The sequence below is a fragment of the Lysinibacillus sp. NPDC097195 genome (genome assembly GCF_044762075.1).
In the GTDB taxonomy this organism is placed as follows: Bacteria; Bacillota; Bacilli; order Bacillales_A; family Planococcaceae; genus Lysinibacillus.
In genome coordinates, this window is sequence record NZ_JBIWDP010000004.1 from 224,749 (window position 1) to 238,073 (window position 13,325).

At 36.9% G+C, this 13,325-nt stretch carries 11 protein-coding genes; 7 read left to right on the forward strand and 4 right to left on the reverse strand.

Going from position 1 to position 13,325, the window contains the following annotated elements; genetic code table 11:
* Nucleotides 1–135: 135 nt before the first annotated feature.
* From jag to rpmH, 4 genes are all read right to left on the reverse strand, one after another.
* Nucleotides 136–948 (reverse strand): RNA-binding cell elongation regulator Jag/EloR, encoded by an 813-nt coding sequence (gene jag / locus ACIQXI_RS18170; RefSeq protein ID WP_402927537.1) that lies wholly within the window; start codon nt 946–948, stop codon nt 136–138.
* Complete coding sequence (gene yidC, locus ACIQXI_RS18175) at nt 945–1,715, reverse strand: membrane protein insertase YidC (RefSeq protein WP_402927538.1); 771 nt, start codon at nt 1,713–1,715, stop codon at nt 945–947. The genes jag and yidC overlap by 4 nt, the downstream gene beginning before the upstream one ends.
* Before the next feature lie 238 nt (nt 1,716–1,953).
* The gene (rnpA, locus tag ACIQXI_RS18180) at nt 1,954–2,298 is read right to left on the reverse strand and encodes a ribonuclease P protein component (RefSeq protein ID WP_402927540.1); all 345 of its coding nucleotides are present in this window, start codon (nt 2,296–2,298) and stop codon (nt 1,954–1,956) included.
* Nucleotides 2,299–2,391: 93 nt separating this feature from the next.
* Entirely contained in the window at nt 2,392–2,526 is a 135-nt protein-coding gene (rpmH, locus tag ACIQXI_RS18185; protein WP_004233310.1) for a 50S ribosomal protein L34, read from the reverse strand.
* A 551-nt stretch (nt 2,527–3,077) separates the two neighbouring features.
* Between rpmH and dnaA the strand changes: the two genes are divergently transcribed.
* From dnaA to ACIQXI_RS18220, 7 genes are all read left to right on the forward strand, one after another.
* Nucleotides 3,078–4,427, forward strand: coding sequence for a chromosomal replication initiator protein DnaA (gene dnaA, locus ACIQXI_RS18190; RefSeq protein ID WP_402927541.1), 1,350 nt, complete (start codon nt 3,078–3,080; stop codon nt 4,425–4,427).
* 168 nt (nt 4,428–4,595) lie between these two features.
* The gene (gene dnaN, locus ACIQXI_RS18195; RefSeq protein WP_402927543.1) at nt 4,596–5,732 is read left to right on the forward strand and encodes a DNA polymerase III subunit beta; all 1,137 of its coding nucleotides are present in this window, start codon (nt 4,596–4,598) and stop codon (nt 5,730–5,732) included.
* A gap of 163 nt (nt 5,733–5,895) precedes the next feature.
* Nucleotides 5,896–6,120, forward strand: a complete 225-nt coding sequence (yaaA, locus tag ACIQXI_RS18200) for a S4 domain-containing protein YaaA (RefSeq protein ID WP_024364626.1) — start codon at nt 5,896–5,898, stop codon at nt 6,118–6,120.
* Nucleotides 6,121–6,123: 3 nt separating this feature from the next.
* Nucleotides 6,124–7,239 (forward strand): DNA replication/repair protein RecF, encoded by a 1,116-nt coding sequence (gene recF / locus ACIQXI_RS18205; protein WP_402927545.1) that lies wholly within the window; start codon nt 6,124–6,126, stop codon nt 7,237–7,239.
* Nucleotides 7,240–7,330: 91 nt separating this feature from the next.
* Complete coding sequence (gene gyrB, locus ACIQXI_RS18210) at nt 7,331–9,265, forward strand: DNA topoisomerase (ATP-hydrolyzing) subunit B (RefSeq protein WP_402927546.1); 1,935 nt, start codon at nt 7,331–7,333, stop codon at nt 9,263–9,265.
* Between the two features lie 25 nt (nt 9,266–9,290).
* The gene (gene gyrA, locus ACIQXI_RS18215) at nt 9,291–11,759 is read left to right on the forward strand and encodes a DNA gyrase subunit A (RefSeq protein WP_402927547.1); all 2,469 of its coding nucleotides are present in this window, start codon (nt 9,291–9,293) and stop codon (nt 11,757–11,759) included.
* Between the two features lie 149 nt (nt 11,760–11,908).
* Nucleotides 11,909–12,997, forward strand: coding sequence for an HD-GYP domain-containing protein (locus tag ACIQXI_RS18220; protein ID WP_402927549.1), 1,089 nt, complete (start codon nt 11,909–11,911; stop codon nt 12,995–12,997).
* Nucleotides 12,998–13,325: the final 328 nt, after the last annotated feature.

Here is a 13,325-nt window from a genome sequence, read left to right on the forward strand (position 1 = left end):
CCGACAAATTACGACTTATCGTCCTGACACATTTCTATTCCAGCTTTCCAGACAGCAAAAAACGGTCACTTTATCCCAACGATAAAATGACCGTTTATCATAGCATATGTCTGTATGCATGATCGTAAAGTACGTCTAAGCGTGCTTTACTGGTTCAATAACTAAATAGCGATTTGGTTCTGTGCCTTCTGAATATGTTTCAATATCAAGGCGATTCGCTAATTGATTATGAATAATTTTTCTTTCGTATGATTGCATCGGCTCGAATGCCACACGTTGATTTAATCGAAGTGCCTTATCAGCCATACGATCCGCCAATTGCTCTAAAGCAACTTGGCGACGTTCTCTGTAGTTTTCGACATCTAATTTGACCATTAAGAACTGTTTAGCAGTTTTATTTAAGACAAGTTGCGTTAATTGCTGTAAGGAATTTAACGTTTGACCACGTTTCCCTATTAATAGCGCTGCCTTTTCACTTTTTAATTGAAACAGCACATTTTTACCTTCTCGCGTCGTTTCAATTTCAAGATCTTGAATATCTAATTGCTCTGCAATACTAACTAAGTAAGCTTTTGCTTCGTCAATTGGATTAACAGCGTTATCTTCTTCCTCTTTTTTCGCCTCTTTTACGTCTTGTTGGACAGCTTCGATGTTCATTGGTTGTTCTGAAACTTGTGAACTTACTATTTCAACGTCTTCCACTACTTTTTGTTCGTTCCATTCAGTCTTAACCGTGTCATCTTGCGCAGCGACTTCTGTTGTTGGACGAACTTGTACTTCTTTAACAGTCACACGCACTTCTGCAGAACGTGCTCCAAAACCTAAAAATCCTTTTTTGCCTTCTTGTAAAACTTCAACATCTACTTGTTCACGGGTTTTGCCAAGTTTCTGTAACGCCAATGAGATCGCTTCTTGTGTTGTTGCGCCTATTTGCGTAAGTTGTTTCACTTTTTAGCCCCTCCATTTTGAGCAGGTTGTGTTTTATTTTTTTGCCAAGGTTTATAAATATAAAGGTTTTGAAGAATCGAGATAATGTTCCCGATTACCCAATATAGTGATAATGCTGCTGGTAAAGCTATACCAAAACCGATAATCATGACAGGCATAATATACATCATAATTTTCATTTGAGGGTTATCCATTGCTGGGCCCGTACGTAAAACGATAAATTGCATGATACCAGCTATGATTGCCAATGCTGGCGCCGGATCTGCTAATGGGAAAATAAAGAAATTCCCTAAATCAAAAGCAGCTGTAGCATTCATTCGGCTAATTGCGTGATAGAAACCCATTAAAATCGGCATTTGAATGATTACTGGTAAACATCCAGCAACTGGGTTTACGCCAGACTCACTCATCAGCTTCATCATTTCTTGCTGATATTGTTTCTGTGTTTGTGCATCCTTAGAAGCATACTTCTTCTGCAATTCCTTCAATTTCGGCTGAATTTCTTGCATTTTTTTCGAGCTCTTTGTTTGTTTAATCATCAACGGAAGAATCGCTAAACGAATAATAATCGTTACGGCAATAATTCCCCATGCATACGTACCAAGTAAATCAGCAAAATATTTTATCGCTGATACTAACGGCCAAACAATGAATTCATTCCAGAAGCCTTGGCTATCTTTGGATATTGGTTCGTTAAATTCTGTACATCCAGATAGCAGTAATGCTACTGATACTAGCGACAAAATTACCCAAAGTTGTTTTTTCAACCGTCTTCCCCCTACAAATACTATTCACTTTTCTAAAATCTATATGCATTGTCTCTATTCAATTTTATTTTCGACTGAATAAAGTTATCAGTTATTTTAACATGCAAATTAGCTTTCACTCTACTAAATATGCCAAATCTTCTATGCACATGCAGTAAAGCTGTTAACTAATTTTACATAAGTAGTTGTGGAATCTTTTTAAAAGTGTATTTTACCGCCACTTAGGTTGCCGTATGTATTACGATTTCCTCAATACTCTAGCAATTCGTAGTACATGCTGCAAACTTTGTTTCACTTCATGAAAATCCATAGTGGCCGCCGGATGTCTGGCGATAATAACATAGTCCATATTCGGCTTTATTTCATCTTTTAACTCATGAATACTTTGTCGAATATAACGTTTAATTTGGTTGCGTGTTACCGCATTGCCTAGTTTTTTACTAACTGATAAACCTACGCGAAATTCCGTTTGTCCCTCTTTCGGTAAAAAATAAACAACAAACTGACGATTTGCGAAAGACTTACCTTTTTTAAACACCTTTTGAAAATCTTCATTCTTTTTCACTCGTTGGCGTTTTTTCATGACTTTCACCTGCTACTAATTATTCTTTTGATCCTTATCGGCTTCAAAAAATAAAGAAAAAAAAGACCACTGATGTGGCTCAGTGGACTTATTTTATGCTGATAAAACTTTTCTTCCTTTACGACGACGAGCAGCAAGAACTTTGCGACCGTTTTTCGTGCTCATACGTGCGCGGAAACCGTGAACTTTGCTGTGCTTACGTTTCTTTGGTTGGTAAGTACGTTTCATTGTATATAGACACCTCCTGAATGAAAGTTGAATTTTTCAACATACAGACCTGCATATTATATAAAGTAATTAGCTATTTTGTCAATGTATTTTATAAATTTCTTTCAATCCAGCTATTCTATCTTTCCCTTTCCTCTCTTTTAAATTATCCACAGAATACTTGTTTTTTTTACACAGACCTGTGTATAGTATTTTTTGCATTATTTTTTATCCACAACCGTTATCTACAGCTTTTTCACATAAGCAGTGCTTGTGGACAACTTGAAAGTGGGTAAATTAAAGTTATGTGGATAAGTTTCATAAACTATTGAAATAGCTTTGTTTTTCTGATACGATAACTGTGCTTCACTTTGTTGAAAACTAAAACGAACTAATCTTTTATCCACAACTGTTGATATGCTGTGGATAATTTTTATCACAGCCTTTGGTTAACTATTATCCACAGCTTGTGATTTTGTGGATTAGTCGTAAAATGAACGTATTTACTTATCATAAATGCACTTTATTTTTTATTGCTGTATATGTATTGAACTGTAAAGGAGAATAGCAGCTTGGAACATTTAGAAGAATTATGGAATAATGTCCTGGCTCAAGTTGAACAAAAAATTTCTAAACCAAGCTTTGAAACGTGGCTAAAGTCTACAAAATTACTTTCTTACAATGGAAGTGGTTCAACCGTGACAATTGCCGCGCCAAATTCGTTTGCTCGGGACTGGCTTGAAAATCATTATATTCATTTGATTACAGGTATATTAACGGAGCTAACAGGCGAAGACTTGCTTATTAAATTTGTTGTTCAAAAAAACCAGGATTCGGACGATTTTGACTTACCAGCGCCGATTATCCAAGCTAAAAATGACGACCAACATGATATTTCACCAGGGATGTTAAATCCGAAATATACATTTGATACGTTCGTTATTGGCTCTGGAAACCGCTTTGCGCATGCTGCATCATTAGCTGTCGCAGAAGCCCCTGCAAAGGCATATAACCCATTCTTTATATATGGGGGAGTAGGGCTTGGCAAAACGCATTTAATGCACGCAATTGGCCATTATGTGTTAGAACATAATCCAAATGCAAAAGTCGTGTATTTATCATCAGAAAAGTTTACAAATGAATTTATTAACTCTATTCGTGATAATAAAGCACTCGATTTTCGCAACAAATATCGTAATGTAGATGTACTGCTAATTGATGATATTCAATTCCTTGCTGGAAAAGAATCTACACAAGAAGAATTTTTCCATACGTTTAACACATTGCATGAGGAATCCAAACAAATTGTCATTTCAAGTGACCGTCCACCAAAGGAAATTCCTACTTTGGAAGATCGCTTACGTTCTCGATTTGAATGGGGGCTTATTACAGATATAGCACCTCCGGATTTAGAAACACGTATTGCTATTCTTCGCAAAAAGGCAAAAGCAGACGGTTTAGATGTACCTAACGAAGTAATGCTCTATATCGCGAACCAGATTGACTCCAATATCCGGGAGCTTGAAGGTGCGCTTATTCGCGTCGTAGCGTACTCATCACTAGTCAATAAAGATATTACTGCTACATTGGCCGCAGAAGCGTTAAAAGATATAATTCCGAATTCGAAGCCAAGAACTGTCACGATTTTAGATATTCAAAATGCCGTAGGAGAGCACTTTAATATTCGTTTAGAAGATTTTTCAGCTAAAAAACGTACAAAGCTAATCGCCTTTCCTCGACAAATTGCGATGTTTTTATCACGCGAATTAACAGATTTCTCGCTGCCGAAAATTGGCGAAGAATTTGGTGGTCGCGACCATACTACTGTCATTCATGCGCATGAAAAAATATCTTCTATGTTGAAAAATGACACGCAACTTCAACAAGATATTAAACAAATACGGAGCATGCTAGGGAAATAATCTTGTGGACAACTCAAATATTTAAACACAAACTTATACACAGTCTATCTACATGTGGATAGACTGATTTTATTCACATAAAGACACTTATCCACAAATCCACAGGGCCTATTACTATATCTTTTATATTTTAATAAATAAATAATATAAATATGTGAGGGAAAAGAAATGAAATTTGATATTTTACGTGACCGTTTACTAGAGGGTTTAAATGATGTCATGAAAGCCGTAAGTTCTAAAACGACTATTCCGATATTAACAGGGATCAAAATGGATGTAACAAACGAAGGAATTCGTCTAACTGGTAGTGATGCTGATATTACAATCCAAACATTTATCCCAGTAGAAGAAGATGGACAACAAATTATTCACATTGCAGAAACTGGTTCAATTGTTGTACAAGCACGTATGTTCAATGAAATCGTACGTAAATTACCAACAAATGAGGTTGAAATCCAAGTAACAACAGGTTTCCAAACGCATATTCGTTCAGGTAAATCAGAATTCCATTTAATTGGCTCTGATGCTGCTGAATATCCTTTGCTACCTGAATTAACAGAGGATCAAAAATTTACTATACCTGCAGACCTACTGAAATCAATTATCCGTGAAACAGTATTTGCCGTTGCTACTTCTGAAAGCAGACCGGTGTTGACAGGTGTAAACTGGCAGATCAAAAATGAAACATTAATCTGTGTTGCAACAGATAGTCATCGTTTAGCAAGACGTAAGGTGCAATTAGAAGAATTACCAGAAGTGGAACATAGTGTAGTCATTCCTGGTAAAAGTTTGAATGAATTAAATAAAGTATTAGAAGATTCTACAAACCTTGTACAAATTGTTATTACAAGTCAGCAAGTATTATTTAAAACAGGCGATGTTCTATTCTTCTCTCGCTTGCTTGAAGGAAACTATCCAGATACATCACGTTTAATTCCAGATGAATATCAAACAAACGTGACGATTAACGGTAAAGCATTATTACAAGCCATTGATCGTGCATCCCTTGTAGCACGAGGTGATCGTAATAATGTCGTACGATTTGAAATTTTAGACAATCAAGCGGTTGAAGTTTCATCGAATTCTCCGGAGATTGGTAAAGTACAAGAAGAAATACCTGTAGAAGCATTAGAAGGGGATAGCTTAAAAATTTCCTTTAGCGCAAAATACATGATGGAAGCATTGAAAGCAATTGATGGCCAAGATGTAGTAATCCAATTTACAGGCGCAATGAGACCGTTTATTTTACGTTCGGTTCATGATGATGCCATTTTACAATTGATTTTACCAGTTCGCACATATTAATTAGCTTTTGCTTTATTTGTTACCCCGTTTAGGGAGAAATAAAACTAACTTGAGTTAATAAACTTTCGGATAGTCGCTAGTTGCGGCTATCTTTTTTTACTTATCGAGCATTTTTAGGTATGATAGAGAGATAGACATTCTGTATTTGGAGGGTAACACATCTATGAAAGACATTGAAATCGATGTTGAGTTTGTCACGTTAGGGCAACTTTTAAAAATGACCGATGCTATTAGCTCAGGAGGCATGGCCAAATGGTTTTTACACGAAAATGATGTTTACGTAAATGGCGAGGTAGATGATCGCCGTGGTCGCAAATTACGTAACGGAGATGTTGTAAATATCCCTGGATGTGGCCGGTTCCGAATTGTTGGGCCAACTGGACAATAAATTATGCATATAGAGCAGTTAAAACTTACAAATTACCGTAATTATGATGCTTTGACGCTAAATTTCTCTCCAAAAATAAATGTATTTATTGGTGAAAATGCTCAAGGTAAAACAAATGTTATGGAATCAATCTACGTATTAGCGATGGCAAAATCACATCGCACAACGAACGATAAAGAATTGATACGTTGGGATTCAGACTATGGTAAAATAGAAGGGGCCGTTCAAAAAAGACATGGTATTTTACCGATAGAGCTTACTATTACGAAAAAGGGCAAAAAAGGTAAGATTAATCATATTGAACAAAGTCGCCTTAGTCATTATATTGGTCAGATGAACGTAGTAATGTTTGCGCCAGAAGATTTGAATGTTGTTAAAGGCAGTCCGCAAATACGCCGACGATTTATTGATATGGAGATTGGGCAAATTTCGCCAGTCTACTTACATGATTTATTAACCTTTCAAAAGATTTTAAAACAGCGTAATCATTATTTGAAGATGAATCAGGGTAAAATAATGGCAAATGACGTGATGTATGATGTTTATAATGAGCAGTATATTCATGCAGCTACCCAAATTATTCGAAAAAGATTTCAATTTATGGATTTATTGCAGGAGTGGGCAGAACCAATCCATGCTGGAATTTCACAAGGCAAGGAAAGGCTCATGATTAAATACCGCACCGTAGCTGGTATTGATAAAGGGCATACGACGAGTGAAATTGAAGATCAATTGCTTAAAAAGCTAGTAGAGGTTAAGGATCGTGAATTTGATCGTGGTGTCACGCTAGTAGGACCACATCGTGATGATTTACAATTTTTAGTGAATGATTATGATGTGCAAACATATGGCTCCCAAGGGCAGCAACGTACAACAGCATTGTCATTAAAACTCGCCGAAATTGAGTTAATTAAACAAGAAACAAATGAAACACCCATTCTACTTTTAGACGATGTATTGTCGGAACTCGACGATTATCGCCAATCGCACTTATTAAATACCATTCAAGGTGAAGTCCAAACGTTTGTAACGACTACAAGTGTGGATGGTATTCATCATGAAACGATGGAACATGCACAGCTGTTCCACGTGAAACAAGGTGCGATTGAAGAAAGTTAGCCAGGGAGTTTTTTAGATTATAAAAGAATGGTAATAGTCAGCTCGGTTGACTGTTCATTCATTTACACACAACGATGTTATGAAGGAGTAGATGGAAGCCGTGGCTATAGAAAACGAAGGTTTACAAGATCAAGCGTATGAAGCCGATCAGATACAGGTATTAGAAGGTTTAGAAGCGGTTCGTAAAAGACCGGGGATGTATATCGGTTCAACAAGCTCTAAAGGACTTCACCATTTGGTGTGGGAAATAGTAGATAACAGTATAGATGAAGCACTTGCAGGCTTTTGTACGGATATTTCAGTTACGATTGAAAAAGATAACTGGATTCGTGTAGAAGATAACGGGCGAGGTATTCCTGTAAGTATTCAAGAAAAAATGGGTAAACCAGCAGTTGAAGTCATTATGACTGTACTCCATGCAGGTGGTAAATTCGGCGGTGGAGGTTACAAAGTATCTGGTGGTCTTCATGGTGTAGGGGCATCTGTTGTAAATGCTTTATCAGTTGAGACAATTGTTCAAGTGCATCGTGAAGGTCAAATTCACGAAATTAAATTTGAGCGTGGTCAAACGAAACAAGCGCTAACTGTTATTGGAGAAACAGATCATAACGGAACAACTACTCGTTTCAAAGCAGACCCAGAAATATTTAAAGAAACAACTGTTTATGAATACGATATTTTAGCACATCGTATTCGCGAATTGGCTTATTTAAATCGTGGTATCCGCATAACAATTGCAGATGAGCGTGAAGATGAAGTGCGTTCTACTACATATCATTATGAAGGTGGTATTCGTTCTTACGTAGAGCACTTAAACAAATCGAAAGAGCCAATCCATGAACCAATTGATGTTCTTGGTGAAAAGGATGGTATTTCAATTGAAATTGCTATGCAATATAACGCTGGTTTTTCATCGAATATTTTCTCATTCGCTAATAACATTAATACGTACGAAGGTGGTACGCACGAATCGGGCTTTAAAACAGCACTTACGCGTGTTATTAATGATTACGCACGCAAAAATGGTTTGTTAAAAGAGGCTGATACGAACCTTACAGGTGAAGACGTGCGCGAAGGGTTAACGGCTATTGTATCTGTTAAGCACCCTGATCCACAGTTTGAAGGACAAACGAAAACAAAGCTTGGTAACTCGGAAGTGAGCCAAATTACGAACGCTTTATTCTCAGATGGTTTTGAACGCTTCATGTTAGAAAATCCAACTGTAGCGCGTAAAATCATTGATAAAGGTTTAATGGCAGCCCGCGCACGTGTAGCTGCGAAGAAAGCTCGTGAATTTACACGCCGTAAGTCTGCTCTTGAAGTATCAAGCTTACCTGGTAAATTAGCTGATTGTTCTTCTACTAATCCAGCTGAATGTGAAATTTATATTGTAGAGGGTGACTCTGCCGGTGGTTCAGCAAAATCTGGACGTGACCGTCATTTCCAAGCAATTTTACCGTTGCGTGGTAAAATTTTGAACGTTGAAAAAGCCCGATTAGATAAAATATTGTCCAATGCAGAAATTCGAGCAATGATTACAGCGTTCGGTACTGGTATTGGTGAAGAATTTAATTTAGAAAAAGCTCGTTATCATAAAATCATTATTATGACGGATGCCGACGTAGATGGAGCTCATATCCGTACGTTACTTTTAACATTCTTCTTCCGTTTCCTACGCCCTCTAATAGATGCTGGTTATATTTATATTGCACAGCCACCGCTTTATCAAGTGAAGCAAGGTAAGCATGTAGAATATTGCTATGACGATATAGCGCTACAAGAGATTTTAGGAAGACTATCAAGTATGCCAAAGCCTGTTGTGCAACGTTATAAAGGTCTTGGGGAAATGAACGCAGAGCAACTTTGGGAAACAACAATGGATCCTGAGCACCGCACATTATTGCAAGTTGAGTTAGATGACGCAATTAAAGCGAACGAAGCTTTTGAACGTTTAATGGGCGATGAAGTAGAACCTCGTCGTCAGTTTATTGAAGAAAATGCGGTATACGCTAATTTAGATATTTAATTTTTCTTGAGGGGAGGTCTACACTTTGTCAGAACAAGAACGCTCCGGAGTAAAAGGAGTTAATATAACAGAAGAAATCGAAACATCTTTCCTCGATTATGCTATGAGTGTAATCGTTTCGCGTGCATTACCAGATGTACGCGATGGATTAAAACCCGTTCATCGTCGTATTTTATACGGCATGCAGGAGCTGGGGAATACAGCAGATAAAGCGTATAAAAAATCAGCACGTATTGTTGGGGATGTAATGGGTAAGTACCATCCACATGGTGACTCCTCTATTTATGATGCAATGGTACGTATGGCGCAAGATTTTAGTTATCGTTATATGCTAGTTGATGGTCACGGGAACTTTGGTTCTGTCGATGGCGACGGAGCGGCAGCGATGCGTTATACCGAATCACGTATGTCTCGCATTGCTATGGAAATGCTGCGTGATATTAATAAAAATACAATTGACTATACAGATAACTATGATGGCTCTGAAAAAGAACCAGTCGTTTTACCAAGTCGCTATCCAAACTTATTAGTAAATGGTGCAGCTGGGATAGCAGTTGGTATGGCAACGAACATTCCTCCACACAATCTAGGGGAAACGATTGACGGGGTGTTAGCATTATCCGAAAATCCTGCCATTACGACTGAAGAATTGATGGAAATTGTTCCAGGACCAGATTTCCCTACTGGTGGATTAATTTTAGGACGCAGTGGTATTCGCCGTGCTTATGAAACTGGACGTGGCTCCATTGTTATTCGAGCTAAAGTAGAAATCGAACAAAAATCAAATGGTAAAGAAACAATTCTTATTCATGAATTACCTTACCAAGTAAATAAAGCGAAATTAATCGAAAAAATTGCTGAGCTCGTTCGCGATAAAAAAATCGATGGCATTACAAATTTACGTGATGAATCTGACCGCCGTGGTATGCGAGTAGTTATTGAAGTGCGAAAAGATGCTAATGCAAATGTCGTATTAAATAATCTATATAAGCAAACTGCAATGCAATCAAGCTTCGGTGTTAATATGCTGTCGTTAGTAAATGGGCAGCCTAAAGTAATGGGCTTAAAAGAGATGCTTTATCATTATTTAGAGCATCAGAAGGTCATTATTCGCCGTCGTACTGAATTTGATTTAAAGAAAGCGGAAGATCGTGCACACATTTTAGAGGGCTTACGCATTGCCCTAGACCATATCGATGAAATTATTGCGATTATTCGTGGTTCTCGTAGTGGTGAAGAAGCAAAACCGCAATTGATGGAGCGATTTAATTTATCTGAACGTCAGGCGCAAGCAATTTTAGATATGCGTTTAGTACGTTTAAGTGGATTAGAAAGAGAAAAAATTGAAGCGGAATATCAAGAATTGCAAGTGCTAATCACGGAGTTAAAAGCGATCTTAGCGGATGAAGCTAAAATTGTTGAGATTATTCGTACTGAAATATTAGAAGTGAAAGAGCGCTTCAATGATGCTCGACGCACAGAGATTACTTCTGGCGGAATGGAAATGATTGAAGATGAAGATTTAATTCCTGTAGAAAATTCAGTTGTTACTTTAACACATAATGGCTATATTAAGCGCTTAGCTGCCAATACATACCGCAGTCAAAAGCGTGGTGGCCGTGGTGTACAAGGAATGGGTACAAACGAAGATGACTTCGTAGAACATCTTATGAATACATCTACGCATGATACTATTTTATTCTTCACAACTAAGGGCAAAGTATTCCGTGCAAAAGGCTATGAAATTCCTGAGTATGGTCGTACAGCTAAAGGGTTACCAATCGTGAACTTACTGAACATCGATAAAGGTGAAAAAGTAACGGCAATGATTCGTGTTGACTCATTTGACAAGGATGCTTACTTTATCTTTACGACGAAAACAGGTATTACGAAGCGTACGCCTGTATCACAATTTGCTAATATACGTACGAATGGCTTAATTGCGATTAGTTTACGAGAAGATGATGACTTAATTGCTGTTCGTTTAACGGATGGGCAAAAGCAAGTTATTATCGGAACGCGTGATGGAATGCTTGTGCGCTTCCAAGAAGAGGACATTCGTTCAATGGGCCGTACAGCAGGTGGTGTCCGTGGTATTAAACTTCGTGAAGGTGACGAAGTAGTTGGCATGGAAATTGTTGAACCAGGACAGGAAATTTTAGTTGTTACCGAAAAAGGCTATGGTAAACGTACAACCGAAGAAGAGTATCGTTTACAAAGTCGCGGTGGCGTTGGTTTAAAAACAATCCAAATTACTGATAAAAACGGTCCTATGGTAGCTGTTAAAACGGTTGATGGTTCTGAAGATTTAATGCTTATTACTATTAATGGAATGCTGATCCGCATGGACGTGAATGATATTTCATTAATCGGTCGTAGCACGCAAGGTGTTCGATTAATTCGTTTAGGTGATGATGAATTAGTTGCTACGGTTGCGAAGGTTGAAAAAGAAGACGAAGATCCATCTGATGAAGATGAACAAATAGAAGAATAACAAAAAAGCCGATGACGACAGCACTTGTGGCTGCGCGCATCGGTTTTTATTATATATCATGAAAAATAAGTAATAATTTTGAAATTCGTGATAATATATATTTAGACCTTAAATAAAGTAAGTGAAATAGTAAAGAGGTGTTTAATTTCGTGGAAACGGTACTTGTCCCCATTTCAGAATTACGCTTAGGAAAAGTTATTTCTGAAGATATTTTTGCCAATACACAATATCCAATTATCTTTAAGGATACAGTCGTATCACATGAGCATTTGCAAGTTTTTAGTGCTTTTAATATTTCAAGAGCTCCTGTATATAAAGATAATTTAAAGGATGTTTCAGTGGAGAGTGAAAAAGAAATTGATGTTGCTATCCAACCAGAAGCAGTCCCAACCTTTAAAAAAGTATACAGTAATTCCGTTGACCAATTTAAAAAAGAGTTTAAAAATTGGGAAGCAGGAGCAAAGGTAGATATTACAAAAGCGCGTACAATCCTATTGCCATTATTAGATATGGTATTAGAAGATCGTACGATTATTTTTAATTTAAACGAGTATTCGAATCCGAAAGATTATTTATATCATCATTGTGTAGGAACAGCATTAATTTCTTCGGTCATTGCGCAAAAATTAGGCTATGATAAAGGGTTAACGATTCAAATTGCCATTGGTGGTTTATTAGCAGATTGCGGAATGGCAAAAATTCATCCGCGTATTCGAGATAAAAAAACAACTTTAACTGAACAAGAGTTTTCAGAGATTTATAAACACCCTATTTATAGTTATAATATGATAAAGGATTTAACAATCTTAAAAGATACTATAAAAGAAGCTATATTCCAGCACCATGAGCGCCTAAACGGCAGCGGCTATCCAAAGGGTGAGAAAATCGCTAATATCTCTATTTTTGCACAGATTATAGCGGTTGCTGATGTTTTTCATGCGATGACATGTGAGCGCGTCTATCGAGCTAAGCAATCATCATTTAAAGTAATCGAAATGATTAATGAGTCTGAGTTTGGAAAGTTTGATATTAAAGTAGTAAGAGCATTAATCGATGTAGTGGCAGACTTACCTATTGGAACAATTATTGAACTTTCTAATCTAGAACGAGGAGAAGTTATGTTTGTAAACAGATATGCACCAACTCGTCCGATTATTAAACTAAGTATTACTGGTGAAATATTCGATTTAGGAAAAAACCGTACTTTTTATATTTCAAGAATCATTACAAATGAATAGAATAATGAAAGTGTTAATAAGGCAGTCACTAAACATTGTGACTGCCTTATTTTATTGGCTTAATATAAGGGTGATAGTATGATATTAAAAACTATTTTATTTTTTTAAGAGAAAGTGTTGACATAGTTTATGAATCTTGATATTATTAATGAGTCGCCAAGAGGTGACGCACTAAACGAAACAAAATGAACCTTGAAAACTGAACAAGCAAGACGTAATCAATATAGTTTCTAAGCTAACTTCGGTTAGTGAACGAAACAAAAATTTTGGACATCAAAATTGATGCCAGCAAAACAATTTGAGCTAATCAAATTTCTTTTATGGAGAG